This is a genomic window from Streptomyces sp. NBC_00162 (genome assembly GCF_024611995.1).
Taxonomy (GTDB): Bacteria; Actinomycetota; Actinomycetes; order Streptomycetales; family Streptomycetaceae; genus Streptomyces.
Genome location: NZ_CP102509.1, coordinates 710499 through 736280 on the forward strand (window position 1 = coordinate 710499; position 25782 = coordinate 736280).

22 protein-coding genes are annotated in these 25782 nt (G+C 70.4%); 15 read left to right on the plus strand and 7 right to left on the minus strand.

Features of this window, described 5'->3' with window-relative positions:
• Window positions 1-23 precede the first annotated feature (23 nt).
• Complete coding sequence (locus JIW86_RS03945) at window positions 24-1100, minus strand: hypothetical protein (protein WP_257552519.1); 1077 nt, start codon at window positions 1098-1100, stop codon at window positions 24-26.
• Between the two features lie 760 nt (window positions 1101-1860).
• Here JIW86_RS03945 and JIW86_RS03950 point away from each other — a divergent pair.
• The 5 genes from JIW86_RS03950 (at window position 1861) to JIW86_RS03970 (ending at window position 7510) form a co-directional block, all read left to right on the plus strand.
• Window positions 1861-2451 carry a PIG-L family deacetylase gene (locus JIW86_RS03950; RefSeq protein WP_257552520.1) on the plus strand — a complete coding sequence of 197 codons (591 nt, stop codon included), beginning with the start codon at window positions 1861-1863 and terminating at the stop codon, window positions 2449-2451.
• Window positions 2355-3986, plus strand: a complete 1632-nt coding sequence (locus tag JIW86_RS03955; RefSeq protein WP_257552521.1) for a PIG-L family deacetylase — start codon at window positions 2355-2357, stop codon at window positions 3984-3986. The genes JIW86_RS03950 and JIW86_RS03955 overlap by 97 nt, the downstream gene beginning before the upstream one ends.
• An 89-nt stretch (window positions 3987-4075) precedes the next feature.
• Window positions 4076-4564 (plus strand): hypothetical protein, encoded by a 489-nt coding sequence (locus JIW86_RS03960; RefSeq protein ID WP_257552522.1) that lies wholly within the window; start codon window positions 4076-4078, stop codon window positions 4562-4564.
• Between the two features lie 193 nt (window positions 4565-4757).
• Complete coding sequence (locus JIW86_RS03965; RefSeq protein WP_257552523.1) at window positions 4758-6296, plus strand: DUF6056 family protein; 1539 nt, start codon at window positions 4758-4760, stop codon at window positions 6294-6296.
• Between the two features lie 116 nt (window positions 6297-6412).
• Complete coding sequence (locus JIW86_RS03970) at window positions 6413-7510, plus strand: MerR family transcriptional regulator (RefSeq protein WP_257559208.1); 1098 nt, start codon at window positions 6413-6415, stop codon at window positions 7508-7510.
• A 163-nt stretch (window positions 7511-7673) separates the two neighbouring features.
• On the opposite strand, the gene JIW86_RS03975 is transcribed toward JIW86_RS03970, so the two are convergent.
• Together JIW86_RS03975 and JIW86_RS03980 are read right to left on the minus strand one after the other, a co-directional pair.
• The gene (locus tag JIW86_RS03975) at window positions 7674-8828 is read right to left on the minus strand and encodes an acyltransferase family protein (RefSeq protein WP_257552524.1); all 1155 of its coding nucleotides are present in this window, start codon (window positions 8826-8828) and stop codon (window positions 7674-7676) included.
• Window positions 8829-8830: 2 nt separating this feature from the next.
• Window positions 8831-10918 carry a bifunctional polysaccharide deacetylase/glycosyltransferase family 2 protein gene (locus JIW86_RS03980; protein ID WP_322975601.1) on the minus strand — a complete coding sequence of 696 codons (2088 nt, stop codon included), beginning with the start codon at window positions 10916-10918 and terminating at the stop codon, window positions 8831-8833.
• A 62-nt stretch (window positions 10919-10980) separates the two neighbouring features.
• Between JIW86_RS03980 and JIW86_RS03985 the strand changes: the two genes are divergently transcribed.
• Window positions 10981-11526 carry a hypothetical protein gene (locus tag JIW86_RS03985; protein WP_257552525.1) on the plus strand — a complete coding sequence of 182 codons (546 nt, stop codon included), beginning with the start codon at window positions 10981-10983 and terminating at the stop codon, window positions 11524-11526.
• Between the two features lie 355 nt (window positions 11527-11881).
• Complete coding sequence (locus tag JIW86_RS03990; RefSeq protein WP_257552526.1) at window positions 11882-12820, plus strand: glycoside hydrolase family 16 protein; 939 nt, start codon at window positions 11882-11884, stop codon at window positions 12818-12820.
• 118 nt (window positions 12821-12938) lie between these two features.
• On the opposite strand, the gene JIW86_RS03995 is transcribed toward JIW86_RS03990, so the two are convergent.
• The 3 genes from JIW86_RS03995 to JIW86_RS04005 all read right to left on the minus strand — a co-directional run bounded on the left by JIW86_RS03995 (window position 12939) and on the right by JIW86_RS04005 (window position 15714).
• Window positions 12939-14156: a pyroglutamyl peptidase gene (locus JIW86_RS03995; RefSeq protein ID WP_257552527.1), complete on the minus strand. Its 1218-nt coding sequence runs from the start codon at window positions 14154-14156 to the stop codon at window positions 12939-12941.
• A 239-nt stretch (window positions 14157-14395) separates the two neighbouring features.
• Window positions 14396-14881, minus strand: coding sequence for a GNAT family N-acetyltransferase (locus JIW86_RS04000; RefSeq protein ID WP_257552528.1), 486 nt, complete (start codon window positions 14879-14881; stop codon window positions 14396-14398).
• Between the two features lie 164 nt (window positions 14882-15045).
• Window positions 15046-15714 carry a hypothetical protein gene (locus JIW86_RS04005; RefSeq protein ID WP_416237658.1) on the minus strand — a complete coding sequence of 223 codons (669 nt, stop codon included), beginning with the start codon at window positions 15712-15714 and terminating at the stop codon, window positions 15046-15048.
• Between the two features lie 495 nt (window positions 15715-16209).
• Between JIW86_RS04005 and JIW86_RS04010 the strand changes: the two genes are divergently transcribed.
• The gene (locus JIW86_RS04010) at window positions 16210-16695 is read left to right on the plus strand and encodes a DUF2975 domain-containing protein (protein WP_257552530.1); all 486 of its coding nucleotides are present in this window, start codon (window positions 16210-16212) and stop codon (window positions 16693-16695) included.
• Complete coding sequence (locus JIW86_RS04015) at window positions 16695-16934, plus strand: helix-turn-helix domain-containing protein (RefSeq protein ID WP_257552531.1); 240 nt, start codon at window positions 16695-16697, stop codon at window positions 16932-16934. The genes JIW86_RS04010 and JIW86_RS04015 overlap by 1 nt, the downstream gene beginning before the upstream one ends.
• 352 nt (window positions 16935-17286) lie before the next feature.
• On the opposite strand, the gene JIW86_RS04020 is transcribed toward JIW86_RS04015, so the two are convergent.
• Window positions 17287-17664, minus strand: coding sequence for a hypothetical protein (locus tag JIW86_RS04020; RefSeq protein ID WP_257552532.1), 378 nt, complete (start codon window positions 17662-17664; stop codon window positions 17287-17289).
• A 695-nt stretch (window positions 17665-18359) separates the two neighbouring features.
• On the opposite strand from JIW86_RS04020, the gene JIW86_RS04025 reads away from it, so the two are divergent.
• From JIW86_RS04025 to JIW86_RS04050, 6 genes are all read left to right on the plus strand, one after another.
• Window positions 18360-19112, plus strand: coding sequence for a hypothetical protein (locus tag JIW86_RS04025; protein ID WP_257552533.1), 753 nt, complete (start codon window positions 18360-18362; stop codon window positions 19110-19112).
• A gap of 155 nt (window positions 19113-19267) precedes the next feature.
• Complete coding sequence (locus JIW86_RS04030; RefSeq protein WP_257552534.1) at window positions 19268-20203, plus strand: LysR family transcriptional regulator; 936 nt, start codon at window positions 19268-19270, stop codon at window positions 20201-20203.
• Window positions 20204-20344: 141 nt separating this feature from the next.
• Window positions 20345-21607: a hypothetical protein gene (locus JIW86_RS04035; protein ID WP_257552535.1), complete on the plus strand. Its 1263-nt coding sequence runs from the start codon at window positions 20345-20347 to the stop codon at window positions 21605-21607.
• Window positions 21604-22833, plus strand: a complete 1230-nt coding sequence (locus JIW86_RS04040) for a Dyp-type peroxidase (RefSeq protein WP_257552536.1) — start codon at window positions 21604-21606, stop codon at window positions 22831-22833. Before JIW86_RS04035 ends, JIW86_RS04040 begins: the two co-directional genes overlap by 4 nt.
• Window positions 22834-23217: 384 nt before the next feature.
• Complete coding sequence (locus tag JIW86_RS04045) at window positions 23218-24285, plus strand: hypothetical protein (protein ID WP_257552537.1); 1068 nt, start codon at window positions 23218-23220, stop codon at window positions 24283-24285.
• Window positions 24282-25748, plus strand: coding sequence for a radical SAM/SPASM domain-containing protein (locus tag JIW86_RS04050; RefSeq protein ID WP_257552538.1), 1467 nt, complete (start codon window positions 24282-24284; stop codon window positions 25746-25748). Before JIW86_RS04045 ends, JIW86_RS04050 begins: the two co-directional genes overlap by 4 nt.
• The last annotated feature ends 34 nt before the right edge of the window (window positions 25749-25782 follow it).

The window sequence follows — 25782 nt, forward strand, 5'->3', positions numbered from 1 at the left end:
GCCGGCCGTCCGGAACCGCTGCCTCAGACGCCGTCGTCGGCGCACAGCGCCCAGACGTCGGTGTGGGTACCGGGCGAGGACTGACCGCCGGTGTGGGCGGCGGCTGTCCAGTACGCCGCCGTGGTGGTCCCGTCGCTGACCGCGGCGCCGCCGGAGGTGCTGGGGAAGCTTCCGTTGAGGTGGTCGCCGCCCGAACCCGGGCCGGTGAAGTCGGTGGTCGTCACGCTGCCTCCGCTGACCGCGGCGCCGCCGCTGACCAGCTTCCCGTCACCGCCTCCGCAGCCCACGGTCGCCGTCTGGCCGGTGCTCCCGGAGGTCGGGCCGCTCACCTCGCTGTGGCGGACCTTCACCGTGGCGCCGCTGACGTTGATGCCGCTTCCGCTGCAGATCGCGTAGGCGTAGGTGTAGTTGGCGCTGTTGGAGCTGCCGTCCCAGCCGACCGCCGACCAGGAGTCGGGGTTGGTCTCCCCGTCCGCCGCGGCCTTCGCACCGTAGCTGTGGGCGGAGTTGTTGAAGGTGGGGAAGCTGGCGATCGCCTTGTAGCTGCCCGTATTGCCCGGGGTGGTCCGGGCGCCGCCGCCGAGCAGGCGGGTGTTGGCCGGGCAGGTCGCCGTGACGCGGCCCACCGTCGCCCCGGTGGTGGGGGTGTTGGCCTTGTTCATGACGACCTGGGTGTGGTTGACCAGGTTGCTGGTGAAGCACATCGCGTACGGGGTGGTGGAGAAGGAGGCGTTGACCTGGCCCCCGGTTCCGCCTATGCCGAGCCAGTGCGTCACGTCAGTGCCCACGACACCGGTGGAGCCGGTGTATTCGGTGGTGCCGTCGGAGCTGGGCGAGGTGCCGTTGACGTGGTTGCCGTTCACGCCCGCGCCGGTGCCGATGGCCTGGTTGATCCCCCCGCCGGAGATCAGGCCGCCGGAACAGTCCGCGTGCGTCGATATCTCGGCGTTGGCGGTGGCGGGTCCGCTGGTGGCCCCGGGGGTCTTCACGGTGATGCTCACGGTGTTGGCGTAGGCGGTTCCCGGCACGGCCAGGGTCAGTACGGCACCCAGGAGCAGCGTCCTGCCCGTGGCGGAGCGGCGCAGAAGTCCTGTGTTCATGTGGATCTCCCCATCTGATGGGCGAAAGCGGCAAGCGATAGGCGTCAAAGGCGCATGGCGCGGTACGGAGCGGTATCCGAAAGCGGGGGCACGGGCGTCGTCGGTGCGGATTTGCCACGGCATCACAACGGTTGCCTGCCTCGCGGATGTATGCCGCTCAGGGGCAGACCAGGGGTTCAGATCGGCCATCTCGCGAGCAGCGCATGCGGACTCTAGCAGCGAAAATACCCTGCATCTACATATGAGATTCGTTATTTTAAGCAGCAGATGCGGATGTGCGGGATGTGACTACCCGGTAGCCCAAACGCCCCCAGGTCACACGCCCGTACGCGAAAACACCCGCCCCGCGCCGGGACCGCGGGATGGTTGATCCGCAGGCGGGTTGAGAGCTGGACGATGGAGTTGATGTGGGCCTGGACACATCGGCGGACCCGCTTGGTCCGCCGCAGGGTTCTGGTTTACCGGCGACGAGAAGGCGGAACTCGCCCGGCCGCGCCGCAAGGTCGGGCAGCTGCGCGAGGGAGAACAGAGCACCTCCCCGTCCTGCCGTGGCCGCCACTCAAGCGATAGAAAATAGGACAAAGAAACCTAAATAGTGCATTTAATTTGATTGTCTGTCATATGCCCCTTGATGGTGTGTCAGTCGCAAACGCGCGAGGCATAATCGGGCCCGGTCGTCTCCGGCAAGTGGTGGAGCCATCGGGACGCCGACTCCCCCTCGGCGGAAATCCGCACCGGATCGACCCTCAAGGCGTTGCAGATGTCCCTGGCCAGCCGCACCCGCCTCGCGGCCCTGCTCGCCACGCTCACCGTCGGCGCCGCCGGGGTGACGACCTGGGCCTACGGATACGGGAACGCGCAGGAGCCAACGGCTCCCGAGGCGGCCTTCCGCCCGAGTGTGACCGAGGGCACGGTCCTCCAGGTCGTCGCGCATCCCGACGACGACCTGTTCTTCATGAACCCCGACCTGAGCCGCTCCATATCGACGGGCGTCAAGGTCGCCACCGTCTACCTGACCTCCGGCGAGTCCGACGGCAGGAACGAGGCCCACAGCCCGCACCTGGAGGACCCCGCGGGCCCCGCCGACCACGCCGCCTACGCGGAGGCCCGGCAGAACGGCATACGGGCCGCCTACGCGCAGATGGCCACCGGTAGCCGCACCAGCGCGTGGCAGCGCAGGTCCATACCCACCGCGGGCGGGGGAGCGCCGAGGTGGACGTCCTCGTCGCCAGGCCCGAGGTCAACCTGGTATGGATGCAGCTGCGTGAGGCCCGCAGCATCTCCGGCGACAATCCGGACAGCCTGCGCGGCCTGTGGGACGGCAAGGTTCCCGCCCTGGGCGCCCAGCTGACCTCCGGAACGCCGGTCAAGCCCTGGTTCTCGTACACCAAGGAGCAGGCTGTGGAGGCCATCGCGGACATCTTCGCGATGTACCGGCCGACCACGATACGGACGCAGGACCCGACGCCCGGCCGGTCGCAAGGCGGCGGCGCCTTCCTCGACCACCAGGACCACATGTACGGAGCCCGCTTCGTACAGGCCGCGGCCGAACGCTACGCGAAGGCCACGGACCGTCCGCACTTCTCGGTCCAGAACTATGTGAGCTACCCCAACAGCTCCCTGCCACCGACGCTCGACCCGCAGGCGGCCGAAGAGAAGCTCGGCTACCTCAAGACCTACGCCTGGACGGACCACCAGGACTGGTGCGGCAGCCCCGCCGGCTGCGGCGACCGCAAGACCGCGACCCGGCCCACCGGCGCCGGATGGAACCAGACCATCCGCTACAGCCGGGGCGACGGCACCTCCTGGATGACCGAGGGCGTCTCCGGCCGGCTGTGGGCCTTCGCCGTCCTGGACGGCCGGATGGCGTACTGGTCGCGCAGCGGCCCGAAGACCTCCTGGCAAGGGCCCCAGTTCCTCCCCGGCACCGGGATCGACGCGGGCGCGACGGCTGCCCGGCTCCCCGACGGCAGGATCGCGGTCTTCGGCACCCAGACCACCCTGGGTGCCACGCCCCAGGAGTACGGGCGCAATGCCGTGTACGCCGTCCAGGCCACGCCCGACGGTGCCTTCGGCCCGTGGGAGTCACTGGGCACCCCGGACATAGACGACATATCCGGCACCTCGGCGATCAGTGCACCTGCCGTCGCCGTGGACCGCACCGGCCGGATGACCGTGTACGTACGCGATTCCCTGCGCACCCTGCGCGCCCGTGCCCAGGCGACCCCGGACGGCGCCTTCGGCGCATGGCAGGCCCTCGGCGGCACCAGCCTGCAGGGCGACCCGGTCACCGCGACCGACGGGGCGGGGCGGCGCCATGTGTACGCGGCCACGCCCCAGAGCGTGCTGGCCTGGATCCAGCCGACACCGGACGCCCCGTTCAGCGGCCCCTTCCCGACCGGGCTGCCGGCGACCACCGGTCCGCTCTCGGCGAGCCCGCAGGGCGACGGCGTCCGCCTGTACTTCCGCCACCCCGGCACGGGCACCGTCGGCACGAGCCTGGCCACCGCGGGCGCGCCCGCGCCGACGTTCTCTCCGGTCACCGAGGCTGGCGGCGGGGGCGGCTACGGCGCCGTCGGTGTCGCGGGCCACCTGCTCGCGGGCCGCGCGGGCGCGGGCACGGTCAGTGTGTCGGGCCCGGACGATGCGCCGTCCTGGTACGAGTCCCAGATGCTCTACACGGGCGCACCGGCGGCCATGGCCGAGCCGGACGGCACGACCGTGGCCGCAGCCCTGGGCCTGGACGCCGGGCTGCACATCACCACGGCTCCCCCGGCCGGATCCGAGCCTCTCGGCAGCCGCCCGCCCGCCTCCCCGTGGCACCGGGCGGCCCAGCCCTCGACGGTCACGCAGTCCGCACGCGCGGACTCCGTGTGGCAGCGCTGACCAGTGCGGGCGAGGATGGCGGGCGGACCACGTCGGGGCCCGGCCGAGGTCGACTCCCGACCACCTGACCACTAGTGATCGGGGCTCCCATGACCCGTTGCTCCACCGTGCGCGGGCGCGCGGGACAGCGAACGGTCCGCGCCGTGGTCTCCGTCGCCATGCTGGTGGCCCTCGCCACCGGGTGCAGGAACGACGCCACGCCGGCCTGGGGGTACCCGGAGCTCGAGGCCACCGTGGGATCGCTCTCCCGCGCCCTGGAAGAAGCCTGTGACGGGACGGCCTCCGACGGCTGCGCCGACGACCTCGACCGGCTCGACACCCTGGCGGAGCGCGCCTTCGACGAGGTCCTCGACCACCGGCTCCTCGACGCGGGGTACGTCGAAGCCAGGAGCGAGGTGGACCGCGCGAGGGAGTTCCGGCTCGCCGCCGCAGCGCAGGCCCGGTCACCCCGTGATCCCAACTACCTTCCCCTCGGGCGGGCGATGGCGGCCGAAAGGCTCGCCTATCGGCGCCTCCTGGCCGAGCTGGAGAGGATCCGCACCACTCCGCCGCCGCGTGACGGGATGGAGCCCGTCTGAGCCCCCGCCGCGCCCCGTGGCTCGAGCACTAAGGCCGCAGGGACGTTTCTCGGCGCTCCGTACCCGTCCTGGCGCACCCGGGATGCCGGTGGTGCCGAACCGTGCACATCATGGGTGTTCGCGGGCCGTGCGGTCACCGCGGTCGGCGGGCGCATCGGCCGCCTCTCCGGCCGGGCCCCGCTGCGAAGGGGTGGTGTATGAGCACTGCTGCGGTCGACGGCGAGGACGTCCGCACCTCCTCCTCCGCGGTGGGCCGGGGAACCGGCCGCCGCCCCTCCTGCGCAGGCTCCTCCCCGCAGCCGGGGCGACGCTCGTCGCGGCGGCCGGAGCCCTGATCGCCGTCGGATGCTTCCTCGGTCTCTACGTACGCCCCACGTCCGACGACTGGTGCGCCGCGTGGAAGGCCCGTGATCTGGGAGTCCTCGGCATCACGTCCGATTTCTACATGACCCAGAACGGCAGGATCGCCAACGCCTTCCTGAGCGGTGTCGTCTACGGCGACGGACTGGCCGGGACCAAGATCCTGCCGACGGTCATCGCCGTCTCCTTCACAGCCGGACTCGTCCTGTTGGGGCGTGAATTCATTCGGCTTCTCGGCGGCAGACCCCGGGTGCTGGTCCTGACCGCCTGCGCCCTGGTGGTCCAGGCGCTGCTCTACTTCGGGGGCACCCGCAGCTATCAGGTACTGCTGTGGGCCCCTGCCACGATCTCCCACACCGTTCCGAGCGTCATCGGCGTGTGGATGCTCCTGCTGGCCATCCGGACCGTCCGCCATCCAAGTGCCGCCGCCCGCGCGGCCGGCTTCGCCTCTGCGTTCCTCGTCGGCTTCGCGCTCGGCACCCTGAGCGAGCCGTTCGCGCTCGTCAGCGGGCTGCTCGCCGCCGCGGTCGGGCTGCTCTCCCTGCCCCGCCTCGGCCTGGCACGGAACTGGCATCCATTCACCTGGTGCCTGCTCTGGTGCTCCGGCCTCGTTTGCGGACTGGCCGTGCTCTACACCTCTCCGGGCGCCCGATGGCGCCGGGCCCAGCAGCCGGACAAGGCATCCATGCTGTCCGCGGGCGAGCTCACGGGCACCTTCGAGGACTGGCTGCGCATGTGGGACTCCGTCACCGGCCAGTGGGCCTACCTCGGAGCCGCCGCCGTCGGCGTCCTCCTGGGCCTGGCGAGCGGGCTCCGCGGGCCCTCGCCCGGTCAGCGGGAGCCGCGGCGGACCGTCCCCCGCAAAGTGCTGATCGCCATGCTTCTGCTCCCGGTGCCCGTGGTGGTGCTGGGGTCGCTCGCGGTGGCGGTGGGCCTGCGCAGCGGCTACGGCCCGAGCGGGTGGACGTACGCCCGTACCTGGACGAGCTACCTCGTGCCGATGGAACTGGCGCTCTGCGGGTACGGCGCACTGCTGGGAGCGTGGGGCGGCCGGTGGCTCTCGGGCCGTCGCGCCGACGCGGCCCTCGTGACCGGCGCCGTGGCGGCGGGCTGCCTGGCGCTGGCCTCGGTGACCGCGCTCGTCCCGAACGTCCAGCAGCTCACCACCTCCACGGTCGCCCGTTCCGTGGCCTGGGACGCCCAGAACTCCCGCATCCGGACCGATGCCGTACGGGGGGCCACGGACGTGGGCTACCGGCCCCTGCACATCGGCACTCTCGCCGAGCCCTTCTTCACGGGGAACTACGAGCGGGACTGGGTCGCGGCCTGCGTTTCGAAGTGGTACGGCGTCGACCGGATCCACCGCAGCTGAGCCGCGAGTCGCCTCGGACCGCTGCTACGCGTTCGGCTCTTGCTGCCACGAGTGAGGCTCTTGACCCTCACGTGGCGTCAGGCCGCATAGTCGATGCCGTGGAGGATCACTGGACCGTGGGACGCGTGGCCGAGCTGGCCGACGTGAGCGTCCGCACGCTGCATCACTATGACGAGATCGGGCTCGTTCGGCCGTCGGGGCGGACCGTGGCCGGGTACCGGGCCTATTCGGCGGGCGACGTGGAACGGCTGCGGGAGGTGCTGGCCTATCGGCGGTTGGGCTTCGGGCTGCGGGAGGTTGCGGAACTGGTCGGCGACCCGTCCACCGACGCGGTCGCGCACCTGCGCCGACTGCGCGGCCTGCTGCTGGAGCGGCGTGATCGCGCTGACGCCATGGTGGAGGCCATCGACAGGGAACTCGAGGCACGGGCGAGAGGACTGAAGGTGACACCGGAGGAACAACTGGAGATGCTCGGTGCACGGCTGTACGACGCGATCGGCGGCGCCTACACCGCGACACGGCGTACCGAGCCACGGATCGCCGCGCAGATCTGGGACGCGCTCGGGGACGCGCAGACGGTGCTGAACGTCGGGGCCGGCACCGGCTCCTACGAGCCTGCTGATCGCGACGTGACCGCGGTGGAGCCATCAGCGGTCATGCGGGGGCAGCGGCCTGCCGGCTCGGCGCCGTGCGTGGCCGCCGCCGCGGAGAGCCTGCCGTTCGAGGACCGCTCCTTCGACGTCGCGATGGCCGTCTCCACCGTTCACCACTGGGGGGACCCGATTGCGGGGCTGCACGAGATGCGGCGCGTGGCCCGCCGCGTGGTGGTGCTCACGTTCGACACCGACGAGCCCGGATGGCAGGACCGGTTCTGGCTCAGCCGCGACTACCTGCCCGAGTTCGCCGGCGTCCTCGCAGAATTTCCCTCGCTTGCCGGGATGGCCGAGGCGATCGGCGCCCGCGCCGAGCCGGTGCCCATCCCGTGGGACTGCGCCGACGGCCTGTTCGAGGCGTACTGGCGCCGACCGGGAGCGTATCTGGAGGATCACGTGCGCCGTGCGATGTCGGTGTGGACGAGGGTCGGGCCGGAGGCCGAGCAGCGGGCGGTACGAAGCCTCGGCGACGACCTCGAGTCTGGCCGGTGGGCCGAGCGCAACAGCGACCTCGCCGGCCTCGACGCGGCAGATCTCGGCCTCCGCCTGCTCATGGCCTGAACCGCGTCGCGACGTCAGTGTCATGGCGGCTCCTGGGCGGCCCGGCAGATCGTCGCGCGCAGCCCCCGTCAGTCGGCGGCCCGGCGCCTGCCCCGTCGGCGGCGCGGGTACGGCAAGAGCCGCGGCGAGCGTTTGGCGGCCACGTCCTCGACCCAGCCGAAGGTCAACACCAGCAGGCCGAGCAGCGGGATCGCCACCAGCAGCGTGAACCACTGGCTGGCCAGCAGCCACTGGAGGTTCTTGTAGAAGAAGGAGACGCTCCAGAGGGGTCGATCAGCGGGATGGCGACCACCAGTGCGGCCTGGTGCCACAGGTAGATGCTGACGGCGCGTGCGTTGATCAGGCTGATCAGGCCGTTCCACCGTTCCAGCGGCCTGGGCCACTGCTCCCAGGACGGGCTTACGTGGAGCAGGATGGCAACGAAGCCCAAGGACCACAGGGCCTGGGCAATCGGCCAGGACTCGATGTCGGTCGGTACGGTCGGATCGACCGGCCGGGTCTGCAGGTACCAGAAGCCGGCCACCATGATCAGCGGCGCGATGGACGGCAGTACGTACTGCGGGACCTTCTTGAGCAGCCCCTCCTGGTGGGCCATGCCGAGGATCCAGCAGGAGCCGAACATCGTGAAGTCGTTGGCGGTCTCCCAGACCCGGCTGTAGATGAACTCCTGGTCGGCGAAGAACGTGTTCATGACGATCAACAGCGCCAGTGGAGTGACCAGCGTCAACACCGGAAGTCGTCGCAGCGCCCAGAGCATCAGCGGTGAGAGCAGCACGTACCACAGGTAAGCCCGCAGGTACCAGAGCGGGACGATGATCTGCTCGGCCCAGGTGTGTTCCACCTGATGGAAACCGGACAGGCCCTCCGCGAACGGCGGCGTGCTGAGCGGCAGGATCCAGAACGCCAGCTTGGCCCACCACCAGGTGGGGTGGCCGTCGGAGTCGGGGCCCCAGCCGTCAAGGATCTGGAGGGTGATCAGGACGGCGCCGAACAGCCACATCGGCGGGAGCAGCCGGCGCAGTCGGCCGCGGATCACGCCGAGAGCGGGACGGCTGAGCGAGCGGGTCATCAGCGCGCCGGCCAGCGCGAACATCACGCCCATCGACGGGAAGGCGAGGGGCAGCCAGAACCAGCCGAAGTTGTGGTACAGCACCACGCGAAGCAGCGCCAGAGCGCGCAACAGGTCGAGATAGAGGTCCCGGCCGCCCTTGCGTGTGGACGGTGCCTCCGGTTCCGGCTCCTGCTGCTGTAGCAGAACGGCGGGGATTCTCAACTGGACGGTGTCCTGAGCGCGCCCGAGGTCCATGGATGCGGTCATGGTCAGGCCTCCACCGGTACAGCGACCTCGCCGGTGCGCCGGAGCTTCTGCCAGCGCAGTCGGCCCCCGGTCATCGCCGTGATCGCGGACTGCAACAGGACGATGTACATCAGCTGCCGGTAGACCAGCTGCTGGATCGGCAGGCTGATCAGATGCCAGGGCTTCTCGCGGTCGAGCCGGAAGGCGTACCAGGACAGTGCGGCCTGGAGCAGGATGAAGCCGCCCCAGCTGGTGAGGGTGATCGGGGCGTCCCCGAACAGCACGCCGTACAGCAGGAACAAGTCGACCAGCGGCGCCAGCAGCGGGGCGATCACGCCGAACAGCACGACGAGCGGCAGCCCGAGTCGGCCGAAGCGCCCGGCCGGGCCGCGGGAGGTCACCGCGCCGCGGTGCTTCCACATCGCCTGCATGCTGCCGTAGCTCCAGCGGTACCGCTGGGACCAGAGCTGCTGGAGGCTGGCGGGAGCCTCGGTCCAGGCGCGGGCGTGCTCGGCGTAGACGATCCGCCAGCCGTCGCAGAGCACCGCGATGGTGATGTCGGTGTCCTCGGCGAGGGTGTCGTCGCTCATCCCGCCGACCCGCCGCAGGGCCTCCTTGCGGAAGGCGCCGACCGCGCCGGGGATGGTCTGGATGACGCCCAGCATGTCGTACATCCGGCGGTCCAGGTTGTGGCCGAGGACGTACTCGATGTGCTGCCAGGCGCCGATCAGGCTGTCGCGGTTGCCGACCTTGGCATTGCCCGCGACCGCGCCGATCGCCGGGTCGCCGAAGGGCTGGACCAGCTCGTGCACGGTGGACGGCTCGAAGACGGTGTCGCCGTCCATCATTACGATGATGTCGTGCGAGGCGGCCGCGATACCGGTGTTGAGCGCGCTGGACTTGCCGCCGTTGGCCTGGCGGATCAACCGGACGAACGGCAGGTCCATCTCCTCGACGATGTCCGCGGTGCCGTCCGATGAGCCGTCGTCGATGACGATCACCTCGATCGGATAGTCACTGGCGGCCAGGGAGTTGAGGGTGTTGGCTATGCACTCGAGCTCGTTGTAGGCGGGGACCAGTACGGTGACCGGCTCGGTGACGGGCGCTCCCCAGGCGTCCCGCCGCTTGGCGCGGCGGGCGTGGATCGGTGCGAGAACGAGCATCAGCGCGAACCGGCCGAAGTTGAGGAAGCCGACGAGGGCCAGCAGCCCGACCAGCACCGGCAGGGTGTGTACGGCGACCTGGGTGGCCCAGATGTATCCCTTGCCCGCCCACAGCTGGAATCCGTGCACCGGCACGGTGGCGCTGGAGGCGCCGAGTGCGTCGGAGATGGTGGTGAAGCGGTAGCCCTGGGCCTGCAGCTTGTCGATGATCTGCCCGAGCGCGGTGATGGTCTGGGTGCGGTCGCCACCCGCGTCGTGCAGCAGGATCAGCTCGCCCGCACCGGGCTTGGACGGCATCGCCGCCTTGACGATCTCCTCGACTCCGGGACGCTTCCAGTCGTCGGTGTCGCGGTCGATGAACGCCGTGAGGTAGCCGCGCGCGCCCACGTACTTGATCACCGGGTAGTTCCAGTCGTCCATCGCCGAGGCGTCGGAGGAGTACGGCGGACGGAACAGCGCGCTGTGGACGCCCGCGACGCCGGCCAGCGCCAGCTGCGTCTGCGCCAACTCCCAGCTGATCCGGGCGTGGGACTGGTACACCAGATCGGGGTGGGTGAAGGTGTGCACGCCGAGTTCGTGGCCGCCCGCGACGATCTGCCGGATCAGCTCCGGGTTGCGCGTGGTCATGGCGCCGGTCACGAAGAAGTCAGCACGGACGTTGCGGGCCGCGAGCAGCTCCAGGATCTTCGGAGTCCACTCCGGCGAGGGACCGTCGTCGAAGCTCAGAACCACGGTGCGGTCGGGGATGTGATAGCTCACGGGCTGCGCGTTCTTGGTGCCACGCGCGTCGATGATCGGACCACCCTTGAGCAGGTTGTCCGGCACGGTCGTCTTGTCGACCGAGATCGCGATCCGGGAGTCGTGGAAGGCCTCGTTGGTGGCGAGGCCGCGCAGGACGAGGAGCGCAAGCAGGCAAGCGAGCAGCGACAGCGGCATGAAGAAGCGCAGCGGCGGCGCGGCCAGTCGGCGCGGCCTCAGCAGGGACTGCCGGCGGCGCTGGTGGCGGGACAATGACGCTCCTGGAGATGGGTGGTGCGGACGATCAGGGGCGCTTGGTCGGTTGGCCCGAAGGCTTTGTCCCGTGCGGCGCGGTGCTCGTGGGCTTTGATGCGGTGGTCGTGGGTTTCGCTGTGGTGGCCGTGAGCTTCGATGTGGTGGCCGTGGTCTTCGTCTGGGGTGTCGCGGACCGCGTGGCCGTCCGTGGTGAGGACGACGCGGACGACGGGGTGGGCGACAGCGACGGCACGGGTGAGGGCGACGGGGCGGACGACCGCGCGGGCTGCGCGGGTATGCCCATCGCCGGGGCGTCCGCCTGGACACCGATCAGGCTGCTGCCCATGGCGACCGCCAGGATCGCGCCGACGACGGAGACCGGCCAGCCGAAGCCCCGGAGCAGACGGCCGCGCAGACCCGACTGGTCGACGAATACCGGTGCTGGAGCGGGCTCCTCGAAGCTCGACTCGGACATTTCAGGCTGTGCCTGGTGCGCCGACCCGCGTTCGATGGAAGTGATGACTGAGCGCACCTTGCGAGGCCTTTCATTGCAGGGTACGTAGACCGCGGGATCGCAGGGCGAACGCTAGTGCACCGGCCTGAATCGACTTGGGCTCGATGTACGCATTTGGCGCGATCTGCTCAGGTGTCGTAATCGGATCGGAATGCCAATTGGTAGTACCGGCCAGTAGTCCTGCCCGAACGGTCGCCGGGCACTGATCGGTGCGTGTTCAGCCGGAGCCGTTTCGCCGGGACCGCGGTGGCCGGGGTGGCCGGAGTGGCCGGGGTCGCTAAGGTCACCCCGGTGGTCGCCCCGGTGGTCACCCCGAACCTAGGATGACCCCCTCATGGGATCGGCCATTGATCCTCATGCAATGGGCGTGTCCAGGTACCGCCTCTACGCCCCAAGGAGCCCGTGTGAGCAAGCCCCGCCGCACCTCTCGTCGCCGCGCGTGGACCGCGCTCACGCTGCCTGCCCTCCTGTGCGTACTCGCCGCGTGTTCCGGCGGCCCCGGTGACGATGCCGCCGCGCCCGCCCCCAGCGCCTCGCCGACCCCGTCCGGACCGCCCGGAACCCTGTTCGACGACTTCCAGTACAGCGGCCCCGACGACCCGTCGCTCGCCGCCCACGGCTGGGAGGTCCGTACCGGTGGGGGTGGCCCGGGGATCAAGGACACCTGGTCCACCGCTGGCGCCAGCTTCCCCTCCGACACGACCGCCCAGGGGGGCAGGGTCCTGCAGCTGCAGTCCTCCACCGACGGCACCAAGCAGGGCACCAAGCAGGTCGAGGTGCAGAGCACCGGCAAGAACCTCTTCACAGGGACCTTCGCCGCTCGCGTCTACCTCAGCGACAAGCCCACGAGCGGTCGCAACGGCGACCACGTCGTCCAGACCTTCTTTCCGATTTCCCCCTCGGACTCCTCGGAGAACTACAGCGAACTCGACCACGAGTACCTGCCCAACGGCGGCTGGGGTTCGGTGGGTCCGCAACTCGACAACGTCAGCTGGTACAAGGCTGATCCGCCGGACCGGGTCAACCACACGCTCAAGCAGCGCCTCGAGGGCTGGCACATCATGATGATCACCGCCGTGGACGGAAAGGTCACCTACTCCCTGGACGGCAAGGAGCTGTTCACCAGCTCCGGCAAGTACGTCCCGCGCGAGAAGATGGACGTCCACTTCAGCAACTGGTTCATCGACCTCCCCTTCACCGGTGGTCCGCGCACATGGGGCATGAAGATCAACTGGTTCTACTACAAGGCCGATGAGGCCGTTTCCCAGGCGGATGTCCAGAAAACGGTGGACGGCTTCTACAGTGCCGGCACCAACTACATCAACACCGTGCCGAAGTCCTGACCCTGGTCCTACCTCGCCGGCTGCCGATCGACGGCGAAGAACACCCGACGAGCCGCCCCCTACGTCCCAACGCAGATCAGCCCGGTCCTGGGATGACGCCCCGCATGTTGGGCGGCGGCTACCGCCGCACGGCGGCGTGTTCGAGGACCGCGTGGACCTCCGCAGTGATCGCGCTCTCGTTGCGTTCGAACTCGGGGCCGGTCAGCAGCTGGGGGTCGGCCGGCAGACCGGTGAGCACCGGGGTGTGGAGGTGGCCGCCGGGCAGGTGCGGGGCGAGTTCGGCGCGCAGCCGGTTGGAGCGGTAGGCGACCTCGTTGGACAGGTAGCCGCCCCCGCCACCCGCCACGGCCCGCGAGCCCGGCGTCGGGCCGTCGGTCCGGTCGACGGGAGCCGTGCCGCCCGCCGGGATCTCGGTCACCTCGGTGTTGAGGAGGACCGGGTACGGGGTCTGCACGGCGCCGGTCACCGCGTCAGCCGGCAGCGTGGTGCGGATGAACTCCGGGCCCGGGCCGAGGCCAGGGGCCGTCACCGGACGCTCGCGGGTGCCACCGGAGAGGGCACGTGCGTTGTCGGGGTACGGGTCGGCGGACCGCGCCCGCCCCGCCCAGTCCTCCAGGGTGAAGATGCCGGGGTAGCCCTGGCTGACGGTGGTGATGATGTCGGCCGAGACGGGACCGGCGGCCAGGCGCGGGGCGAACGCCCGCTCCACGATGCCGGCGTCGAAGTCGGCGTACCGCACGGGCAGGACGACGGCGCGGATTTCGGCAGGGCTGCCGTCGGCGAGGGTCACGCGCCGCCCGTTGAGCTGCAGGGCAGCCGATCCGGACGGGTTGGCGCGGCGGATCTCCGCGTCGAGCCCGAAGGGGTCGAACCCGCTGATGAAGATCCTTCGTACGCCGGGCGCCGTCCGGAAGGCGTTGTCGGTGAGACCGCGGGAGGCGTCCTCGAAGCGGACGCGGAGCGCCGCCCGATCGACGGTGAACTGCGGCTGCCAGCGGGCGAGTTCAGCGGTCATACCGAGCCGCGCCCAGTACAGCGGCCGGTCGTCCCCGGGGGCGAGGTCGCCGCCGTGCCGCTGTCCTTGGGCCCGCCGCACGGAGGCCTGCCAGAGGGCCTGGCCCCAGGAGTCGAGGAGCCGTTCGGCCTCGGCGGGGCTGCGCGTCGTGCACAGAGCGGCGGGAAACCTCCGTACGAAGTCCCCGAACCCGGCACGCTCGACCAGGGCGGTGGTGCGGGCGTCCGCGAGCCGGTCCTGTTCGGCGTCGAGCGGTACGGACGCCGGGGGGCGGCAGGCGGACGCGCCGTCGGCCGCGTGCGCGGGCGAAGCGACAGCCACGGGGAGGACGGTGAGGAGAAGGGCAGCAGCCGATGCCGCACGGCGTAAGAGTGTCATGCGATGTGACATTACATAGCGGCCGTCACCCCCACCAGGCACTCCGGCCACAGCCGCCAGGACTGGCTCAACTCCGCCGCTGACCAGTCCGGTTCGGCCAGCCACCACTACCGTCGAGCCGCCCGCTCTGCCTGAGCACACTCGATCACGTAAGCATGAAACGCCAGGGGCGCGACCCCGGGTCACGGCAACGAGCGTGTAAGCCACACCACTTCGCCGCTGTCCTCCACGGAAACGTGGTCCCGCTCGAACCCGAGCTTCTCAAGGACACGGAACGACGGTGTGTTCCACGCGCCGACGGTCGCCCAGAGCCGCTTCCGCCCGGTCGCAATAGCGGCATCGAGCACCGCGCTGGCCGCCTCGGTGGCGTAACCATGGCCATGCACGCGCTGGAACAGCTCATACGCGATTTCAGGCTCCTCTACGGTGGAGCGGCCGATGATCAACCCGCAATAGCCGATGAAGTCGCCTTCGTCACGGCGCTGGATGGACAGCAGGGCGAACCCGGTTGTCGCCGTTGCGGTGAGCAGCTTCGCGATGGACGTCCGGGTGTGCTCAACCGTGGGCGTCCCCTTGCCGCGTTCGGAGAGGAGGGCGCTGAACTCGGCGGCGTCCGAATCGGCCCACGGCCGCAGTATCAGCCGCTCGGTCTCAAGGTGGAACGACATCGTCTCGTACGTAGACGTGCCCCTACTCTGCCCCACGGGTCACCACGAGCTACAGCTGGAGTACTAGCCTGCGAGATGGCTCGGAGGGGACCGACGCCATGGTGGGGACGGCACGCCCCGTGCCCCCGCCATAGCTTCGGTCGCCCCGAATCGGCCCTGGTCGATCAGCCCACGCGCTCGATGCGCGCCCGCCGGATCAGGTTCTTGCCCGGCTCCCGCACCTTGTCGAAGGCCGCGTTGTTCAGCAGGACACAACTGCCCGACGGACCGTTCACCGTCACCGTCGCCGCCTGACCATTGTCCAGATTCGTCACCTTCAACTTGGTCCCCACCGGAAACGTCCCACTGCTCGCCGCCGGCGCACCCGCCTCACCCGACAACGTCACCGTCGACCCCGGACAAACCACCTCACCCGTGGCCGGCGACACCTGCCCACCCGCCGTAACAGGCGGCGCGTCACCGCCACCACCCACCCGCTCGATGCGCGCCCGCCGGATCAGGTTCTTGCCCGGCTCCCGCACCTTGTCGAAGGCCGCGTTGTTCAGCAGGACACAACTGCCCGACGGACCGTTCACCGTCACCGTCGCTGCCCGACCATTGTCCAGATTCGTCACCTTCAACTTGGTCCCCACCGGAAACGTCCCACTGCTCGCCGCCGGCGCACCCGCCTCACCCGACAACGTCACCGTCGACCCCGGACACACAACGTCGGGGACGGCGGCATTGCCGGTCGCCATCGTGGTGACGAACCCTCCTGCCACCAGTGCTCCCGCAACGACAGAGAGCACGACCTTCTTCTTGGAACTCATGATCCGCTTACGGGACATTGACACTCCTCGATCGATGGACGCTGTCCCCCTGTCCTTCATACGGGCCGACATCACGAGCGAGTGCAGTCTTGTCACCGCCTTACAAATCCATCCTTGAGGAGGTTCTGGGTGGGCGCCGCACGGCATGCCACGGCGGCTCGAGGCTCAGGGAGCACGTTCAAAGAAGCAGGTCACAGCCCCAAAGCCCTTGGTGGGTCGACGTGCGTGCGGCGCTTACACCGACGGTCTTGATCGACGCGCGGCCGAGGAGACCAAGGCAGCCTTAAGGTCCAGTTGATCTGCCGTTAACCAACCCAAGGGCAAAGGGCAGCGAGGCACGTAGGCATCGCCACCATCGCCTCACCGCGGCCTACGCCGGGGTGTTCACGCACCGCCGCGCGACCGCTGCGACCAGGCCCGCGCCACGACGCGAAACCGCCGCCCGCCCTCCGTCCCAGCCCTTGCTCAACCTATCGAAATTCGATAGATTCCCATCGCTACTCGATGGAAGGATGGGCTATGGGAAAGCTGACAGTGGGTGCGCTGCGTGCCGTGCTCGTGGTGGTGCTCGCCGGCACCGTGTTCGTGCAGGCAGGGATGGTGTGGGCGTTGTTCAACGACCCGGAGGACGGGTCGCTTCCGCTGACCCCGCTGCGCGTGCTCACGATGCTGGGCATGGTGTCGGTCCAGGTCGCCCTGGTCTGCGTGTGGCGGCTGGTGACGATGGTGCGGCGCGGAACCGTGTTCTCCCACGCTTCCTTCCGGTACGTGGACGTAGTGATCGGCGCGATCGTGGCGGCTGCCCTCGTGTGGTTCGCGGTCACGGCCGTCAATGCACCGGGCCAGCGGGAGGACCCGGGTGTCACCGTCATCATGGGCGGGGTCGGCGTGGCCATCCTGGGGGTCGCGCTCTTCGTGCTCGTACTGCGGACGCTGCTCGCCCAGGCCGTCGCGCGTGACGTCGAAGCGTCGCAGATGCAGGCCGAGTTGGACGAGGTGATCTGATGCCGATCGCCGTCGACATCGACGTGATGCTGGCCAGGCGGAAGATGTCCGTGGGCGAGCTCGCGGACCGCGTAGGGATCACTCCCGCCAACCTGGCGGTACTCAAGAACGGCCGCGCCAAGGCGGTGCGCTTTGCGACGCTCGCCGCGCTCTGCGAGGTGCTCAGCTGCCAGCCGGGCGACCTGCTGCGCTGGGAGGCCGAGGAGGCCGAGGACACCGCGGGCGCCGCGGGCGGATGACGTGCCCCACGGACGGCGTGAAAATGCCTTGCACCACCGGCCCGTGACGCGGCACGTGGACCGCATGGACCTGGTCGACGATCGCGACCTGCGAACGCGACCTCCCCACAGCAAACCCCCGTCCTTCCAGCGCGGAAGGGCGGGGGTTCGTCGTCGGGCGTGCAGCCAGGGCCTCGCCCGTAGTCGCTCGACGCCCGATTCACGACAATCTGTCAGTCCGACGGAATTCTGGGAACGCGACAGGCACGGGCGTCCAAGATCATGGAGTGCTCGACGCCCCGTGATCCGAGTGGAAGACCGTGCCTGCCGGAGCTACTGGCCGAGCTGCCCGACCCTGGCCGATGGCGGGTCGTCAAAGCACTTTGTATGTCAGCTCGTACAGAGACAAGGACAGCGCGCCGATTGCCTGCGTTCGCTCTCCAAGGCCTGCCTCGGAGGGGACGATCTTCGCCCCTCCAATGAAGCTGACCTGATCGGTTGCCTCATTCACTTCGTGCAGAACAACGTCAATCGGCGCTTGGTTGACGAACGGCACGAACCGCTCGTCGAACTCAAAGACGTCCCCTACTCGCATTCGCACCTTTTCAAAGGTACCGCCGTCCCCTCTACCGACGAGGACCTCGTCCGCACCGTCCGGGTCCTGAACCCTTTTCGCTTCCAGGAACAAAAGCTTGGCGAAAGCCGCTGCCATGTTGATCCTCCCATGCTCCCGTGTCGTCTCGCCCAGCATATTGCTGAGTCCTAGCACACGTGTCTAGGCAGCGCATACCGTGAGGTTCCCGCCGCCGTGCGGGAGTGACTTCCTGGCTGGTCAGGGCGGGTTGACGTGGTCTCAGGTTCACCGGTTCGGCCTTTGCCTGGTCGGCGTAACTGAATGCGGCTCAGCTATATCCGCAGCGAGCTCCTGCAGCTTTTCGAACGCGAGGAACACCCGAATCGCCAGTCACTCGAACCGGACGTCCGGATAATTCCGGTCGCTCAAGATGCGCACCCGACTTTCACCGGCCGGGTCAAGCGCCTGATCGCCCTGGGACGGACGAGCCCCGCGCGGGCGGACGACCCCGCCGGGGAGGCCGCGGTCGTCGTCAAAGCTCACCGGATCACACGGTTCGCCCATCCTTACGCCGTCGCCGCCCAGTGCGTCCAGGGCCCGATTGGGCGCTTGGACCAAGCCGGTCGGATCCGGACTGCGGCCCGGGGGCGGTGCCGATATCCTGGAATAGCTGGATTGACCAGCTCCGGGAATCTTCGCGCGGTGTCGACCCGCCGAGCCGCGCGTGGCTGAAGCTCTATGGGATCCAGCCCACTCCGACTCCGTGGGGCCTTGAGGCCCGCAGGAACAGCGGACGGGGTTCATCACTCGCGTCCGGCAGCATCTGCGGGACGTCTGCGACAAACGTCGAGGAAGCGTTCGGGAGCGATCCGATGAACCTGTTGCCGGTCGAGATCAAGGTCAACATCGAGGGTGACGTGGGGGCGGCGCTGTCCGCTCTCGATGGGTCGCACAGCTCGGTGACGACGCGTCGGATCTGGTTCGCGGAGGACGTGGACGGCGTCACCGAGGGGCGGTTGCCGCTGCTGGACGGCGGCGTGATCGTACGGTTCAGGATCGGCGGCGGTCCGGACGACCTGACCGTCAAGTTGCGTCCGTGCACACAGGAGCAGCTGGTCGGCCGGTTCTCCGCCCCGTTCGACGTCGAACCCGTCACCTACAAGATCGAGGAAGACTGGTCGGGCAGCCGCCGCATGCTGGCTGCATCCCTGGTCCACGATCATCCGCCGGGGGTGCTGCCGGACGCGGTGGCGCCCGGCGCCGATCCCGCCAAGCCGATCGACGCGGTGCAGGACCAGTTCCTGCATGCCTGCGCGCCCACCGTCCAGTTCGGCGGGCTGGTCGCACTGGGGCCGATCCTCTCGACGAAGGTCGACGACGTCGCGCTCGACGACCTGGAGGTGGACTTGGAGGTGTGGTCAGCCGCCGGTCTGGACCTCCTGGAGGCGTCGATCCGGGTGAAGCCCAAGGACGGTGACGACGCCGAGGAGCTCACGGCACGGGCCGAGCGCAAGCAGCGAAAGCTCGAGGACGCGGTGCGGGGGCTGGGGGTGGCGCTCTCCGAACACCCCGACAGCAAGACCCACCGCTTCCTCATCGCCTTGGCCGAGGCCCGACGCGGCTGAGGCCTACCGGACGGGCGCAGATGTCTGCCCGCCGCCGTTTCCCGCTTGAGCGCCACCCGCGCGCCAGATCCCCAGAGCCACCCCGCTCCTCATACCCGCCGCCCCTCGCCACTCGCCATGGCCACAACCAATGGTTGTGGCCATAGGGTGGCGACATGGACCTCGACACCGTCCGGACCTTCGTCGCCGCCGCCGACACGGGGCAGTTCCAGGAAGCCGCCACCGAGCTGGCGGTCACCCAGCAGGCCGTCTCCAAACGCATCGCCTCGCTGGAGCGCAACCTCGGCGTACGGCTGTTCACCCGCACCGCGCGCGGCGCCGAACTCACCATCGACGGGCAGGCGTTCCTGCCCCACGCACGCGAGCTGCTGCGCGTCGCCGAGCGCGCGGTCGCGTCCGTGCGCCCCGGCCGCCGTCCGCTGCGCGTCGACGTGATCGCCTCGCGCGTCGCACCGTCGGGCCTGATGCGCGGCTTCCACCGCGCACACCCCGACATCGACCTCGACGTGGTGATGCTTTTCGACATCGAGACGGCCGTCGCCGCCCTCCGGTCCGGTTCCATCGACGCATCCTTCCGCGCCGTCGCCGTGCCCGGCCGGCCCCTTCCCCAGGACATCGAGTCCATCCGGGTGCTCGACGAGCCCCTCCAGCTCCTCACCGGCCCAGCCCACGCGCTGGCGCGTGCCCGGTCGGTGCCACTCGCTCAGCTCGCCGGACACCGGATCTGGATGCCCGGCATCGTCCCCGGTACCGAGTGGACCGCCTACTACGACGACCTCGTCGCCGAGTTCGGCCTCACCATCGAGGCGACCGGCCCCAACTTCGGCTCCGACGCACTCCTCGACACCATCGCCGACACCCCGGCCCTGGCCACCTTCATGGGCGAGCACACACGCCTCGTCTGGCCCGCCGGCCACGGCCTGCGCCGCATCCCGGTGACCGACCCGACGCCCGTCTACCCGCACTCGCTCCTCTGGCACCGCGACAACCCCCACCCGGCGCTGGACACCCTCCGCACCCACCTCGCCACCACAGCGGCCGGCCACGCCGTCGCCGGGACATGGACGCCGGACTGGGTGCTTCCGCGCTAAACGCCGCCACCCCGGACGTGCGGCTGGCGATCTCGGGCGCGCCCATGATGACGCAGCGCGCGCAAGTCGATACCCTGCGTGACGATCTTGTTCGTGCCCTACGTCGCCTGCGGGTCCCACGACCCGCCGGGAGGTGCCGACATGCCCTCATCGTTCTCCGCCCCCGGATTCGCCGACGAGCTGACTCCCGGTGTCCTCGACCGCTGGAACCAGGTGGTCGAGGATGAGTTCAAACGCCTCGAACCCCTCTACGGAAGCCCGTACTTCACGCTCGAACCCGGCGATCCGAACCCCCAGCGGGTGGCCGTCACCTGGTTCGGGAACCCGGCGGAGCCGGAGTTCTGCTTCGACGAGACGACCGCCCGCCGGCTCTCCGACTGGGGCGTCCGCGGACGGCGTGCGCTCCACAACGAGTACTGCGAGTACGCGGTGGTCACCGCCCCCGACCAGCAGGGCAACCTGCGCCCCAAGCGGGTCCAGGTCACCACCGAACTGCCCGAGTACTACCAGCTGCTCGCCGAGGACGCCCCGGACCTGCTGCGCGACATCCTCAGCGACACGCTGGGCGGCGAGCCTCCCCGCTGGGAGGAGATCTACGGTCCCGCGGTCGCCAACCCGAAGCTCCTCAGCCCCGCACAGCGCCGGGTGGCGTTCGCCCGCCAGATGACCGGCCACGGACTGCACCCCGACCTCCAGGAAGCCGATGTCCCGGCCGATCCCGTGGGCTCCCTCAACGCCGTCAACGCCCTCTTCATGGCCCACCCCATCAACGGGCTCGACGACCTCCTCTACATCGTGATGTTCGGCGCCAAGCCCTACGCGCGCCGCACCGCCTCCGGCGCGCTGGAAGCGGCCGGACGCGACCAGATTTTCCGCCAGGACCCGCCTCTCGCCGCCCTGGCCTGCCGCAACGCCGACCCGGCCGCCGCGATGGCCGCGGCGGGCGCCGCCTTCGACGGGCGGACCGTGTCCTTCGCCGACCCCATCGGCATGTACATCCACGCGTTCACCTCCGAGGTCTTCCAGTTCGAGGGCGGGCCGGTTCCCGACCCGTGGATCCGGCTCAGCCGCGGCCGCCAAGGGCTCCACCAGCGGCTGGAGTTCGGCCCCGGGGACGCGGACCCGCACTTCCTCGACGACATCACCGTGGCCGAGGGCGAGTCGGAAGACCCGCTCACCGGCGGCTACCAGGTCGTACGCCACGTCCAGGTGGGCCCGCTCGCCGCGCTCGGCGCACCCAAGGACGTCCCGCCGGGCGACTTCGTGGTCCTGCCCGATCCGCCCGGCCCGATCCGCTGCCGCGACGCGGTCGTGTGCAGCGACGTCGTACGGCCGCTGAAGGAGGCGTTCGAGGCCGCAGCCGGGCAGCCGGCCCCGCCCGCCGGCCCGCGCGGCCGCCGATGAGCACCCTCCAGGACGGGATCTACCACGCCCCCGGCCGCCGCCCGCCCGGGCACCTCGCGCTGGTGTTCCTGCGCGCCGACCCCGCGGCGGACTCCACCGCCGTGGACGGCGCGCTGCGCGAGGTGACCGGGATGCTGGGCGACCTCGCCGAAGGGCGCGTCGGCGAGCTGCCCGGCCACCCGGTCCCGACCGGTGACCTGGAGTTCCTCCTCGGCTTCGGACCCAAGGCCTTCGAGGTCCCCGGCGCCCGCGTCACCTGCCCCGCCGCGCTCGGCCCGCGCTTTCGCTTCCGCTCCCCGCTGCCCACCGGCGGCGGCCCCGTGCTCGTCGGCGCGGGCCTTCCGTACGCCTCGGACATCGTCCACAACGACGCCACCGAGGAGTTCTGCCTCCAGCTCACCGCCGGGACCCAGCTCGCGGTCTCCCGCGCGGTCGTGGAACTGTGGAAGCTGCTCGGCGGCAGAAGGGACAGCCGCACCCGGATGGCGCCGCTGGAGATCGCGGGCATCCACACCGGCTTCCAGCGCGACGACATGCGCAGCTGGATCGGCTTCCACGACGGAGTGTCCAACCTGGAGAGCAGTGACCGAGAAGGGGTCATCTCCATCGGCGACGCCGAGGCCGGCTCCGACGCCTGGACCGTCGGCGGCACCTATCTCGTCTTCCTCAGACTCGCCGTCGATCTCGACCAGTGGCACCATCTGCCGCGCGCCCAACAGGAGTTGCTGGTCGGCCGGGACAAGCTCACCGGCGCCCCGCTCACCGGCACGGACCCCGAGGGGCTGCCCGTACCGGCCGCCGGCTGCCCGGTGGCCGGAACCACCGAGGTCACCCAGGCCGGCAACAAGGACTTCATCGAGCCGGGCCCCACCGACGACCCCGTGCTGCTCGCCACCCACGTCCGCCGGGTCAACCTGAGCGGCGGCGACGCCCCCGACCTGGCCGGCTCGCTGCGGATGTTCCGCCAGGGCCACGAGTTCTTCGAACCCGTCGCGGCCGCGCCCGGCTTCCGCGTCGGCCTGAACTTCATCAGCTTCCAGGACCGCCCCGACCGGGTGCTGCGCGTACTCACCCAGCGCGGCTGGCTGGGCGGCGTCAACTTCGGCGGGCAGCCCGACCAGGACGGTCCGGCGGGCCGGCTGCTGACCGTACGGGCCGGCGGCACCTACCTCGTCCCGCCGGTGCGGGACGCCGCTCCCTATCCGGGAGCCGAGGTCTTCGGGTGAACACACCCCCTCTCCCCGATGGAAACGGAGACGCACGGTGATCGAAAAGATGTGGCTCTACCCGCCGCTGGCCTTCGCCCGGCTGGGTCCGTCCCCCGACCCCTGCGAGAACTACCGCTACGGGCCCAACGACCTGAACCCCCGGGGCACCGGCAAGACCGTGGCCCTGCCCGCGCCCTCGCTCGTCGTCGACGCCACCGACGGCACCCTGACGGAACGCCCGCCCCAGGGCAACCGGGTCCGGTTCAAGGACGAGCACGGATTCCGCCCCATCTGCCCCTTCTTCGAAGTGCACGGCTCGTGGGTCATCGACGGGGTGCGCGGCGACGGCCCGATCACCACGGAGGTGCTGGACGCCTTCGACCTCACCCCCGCCGACGTGCAGTGGAAGGTGGAGGTCGCCAACCTCAAGGCGCACCACTGCACCCGCGCCGAGGACGACCGCATCGACGCCACCGTGGAGGTCGCCGGGAACCAGCACCAGAAGAGGCCCCTGGAAGGACGCTCCCCCCAGACGGCGGCCCGTCCCCTGGTGCCCCCGGACGGCACGTCCCGCTCGGCTCGGTCCAGATCCCGCAGCCGAGCGGCGCCTTCCCCGGACTGCGGCTGCGCTTCACCCCCGCCGCCGGACTGGTCTACGGCCCCACGAACCTGCGCCAGCGCACCACCCGGTATCCACTCCCCGCCGAGCAGCTGTTCCTCTCCCCGAACTCCCGCTGGTGCGAGTTCAGGACGACCGTCAGCGACCCGCGGACCGAGCCGGGCGGCCTCTACGCCGGGGCGTCCGACGAGGACGGCGGAACCAGCTTCGGGCTCGTGGACGACGTGTGCGACGGCCTGGTCACCGTCACCGTCGGTGAGCTCACCGCCCGGGCCCGCATCGTCGTCACCCCGCCCGACTTCGCCCCCGACCGCAGGCCCTTCACGTCCCTGGCCGACGGCCTGGCCGACCGGGTCAAGCGCGCCGAGGTCCGCGACCCCGCGTACGTCTCCGGGAACCCGCAGCTCACCGCTCTGGAGGTGCGCGACCTGTTCGAACGGGCCCTGGAGGCCATGGACTCCGTCAACGTGGACGCCCAGAACCAGCGCGCCACCAGCGAGAACATCGGCAACGCCCAGGGCGAGGGAAGTTCGGTCGCCGAGGCGCGCGCCCGCACCTTCCCCACACCGGTGCCCCTGGCCGGGATCACCCTCGCGCTCACCGAACGCGGCCGGCGCAAGCACCGCCGCTTCTCGGCCCTGGAGGTCCTGGAGGACCTCATCCGCGAACAGCCCAACTTCATCGAACGGTTCGTCAGACCGCCGGCCGCCGAGGATCCCTGGTACGACCGCCGCATGCCGGTGGCCGTCCGCGGATCCGACGCCTTCCCCATGCATCTGACGCGCCGCCAGTACGACCTCCTCGTGGCCTGGGCCCGCTCCGTGCGCGCCACCGTGCAGGAGGGATCGTGAGCGTCTTCCTCCAGATCGGCCGCCGCCCCCCGGAGCCGGAGCCGGAGCGGGAGCCGGAATCGGGCCCGGACAGCACTCCCCCGGGCCTCCCCGCCGAGACCAGGGTCTTCCGCAGCGCTCACGGAGCCCACCTGTTCGTGGCCGACGGAAGCCGGATCTACGACCTTCCCGAGGCCACCGCCGCCCGACTGGAGGCCTGGACGGCAGCTGCGGGCGCGGCGGCCCACGACCCGGCTGCGGACACCGCCCTCGCCGCCGAACTGGGACTGCCCCTGTGGGGCGGGGCGGGAGTCCCCGCCCCGCGCATCGACGGCACCCCCGCCGCGGTACCCCCGCTCGCCTCCCTCTCGCTCAACGTGATGCAGGCCTGCAACCTCAGCTGCGGGCACTGCTACGCCGACGAGGGCAGGTTCGGCGGCTCCGCCCGGGCCATGCCCCGCGCGACCGCCTTCGCCGCTGTGGACCGGCTCCTCTCCGAAGCCGCACCCGGAGCCGGAGTCGTCGTCGGCTTCATGGGAGGCGAACCGCTCCTCGCCCGCGAACTGGTCCATGAGGTGGTCGGCTACGCGACCCGGGCCGGCGCCGACACCGGGCACGCGGTCCGCTTCGCCCTCACCACCAACCTCACCACCGTCCGGCCCGAGGACGCCGAGCTGTTCGCCGCGCACCCGTTCACCGTGGCCGTCAGCCTCGACGGCGACCGCGCCGGCCACGACGCGCTGCGCACGGCGCCCGGCGGGGGCAGCGCGTACGACCGGCTGCGCGCCGGGCTGGACGTGCTGAACCGGCACGGGCGGCCGCGCCACCTGTCGGCCCGGGTCAGCGTGACCCCGTACACCGGGCGGCTGAAGGACGTCCTGGAGCACGGGATCGCCCTCGGCTTCGACGAGGTCGGCTTCGCCGCGGTCGTCAGCGCCCCCGACCCCGCCTACGAGATCGGCGCGAGCGCCTTCGCCGGATTCCTGGAGCAGATGACCGAATGCGGCGAGGCGGCGCTGGCCGCGCTCGCCGCGGGCCGGCCGTACCCCTTCGGCAACTTCCAGACCGCGATGTACGAACTCCACACCGGCGGTCACCGCCCCTACCCCTGCGGCGCCGGCGCCGGCTACCTCAGCGCCTCCGCCGAGGGCGGCCTGTACGCCTGCCACCGGCTCGTGGACGACCCGGCGTTCCGGATGGGCTCCGTCGCCGGGGGATCCGACCGCGCCGCGCGGGCCGAGCACCTCGCGGCCCGCCACGTGGACCGGGCGGAACCCTGCCGGTCCTGCTGGGCCCGCTACCTGTGCGGCGGCGGCTGCTACCACGAGGTCGCCCGGCGAGGCCGCCCCGGCTGCGACTACATCCGCGGCTGGCTGGCCTTCTGCCTGCGCGCGTACGTCGAACTCACCGAGAGCGCACCGGAGTTCTTCCGCCTGACGACTCCGTCCGACCTGCCCGGCGATCCTGCCGGACTGGCCCGCTGACCGTTCCTGTGACCCCACCCGGACGAAGGAGCCG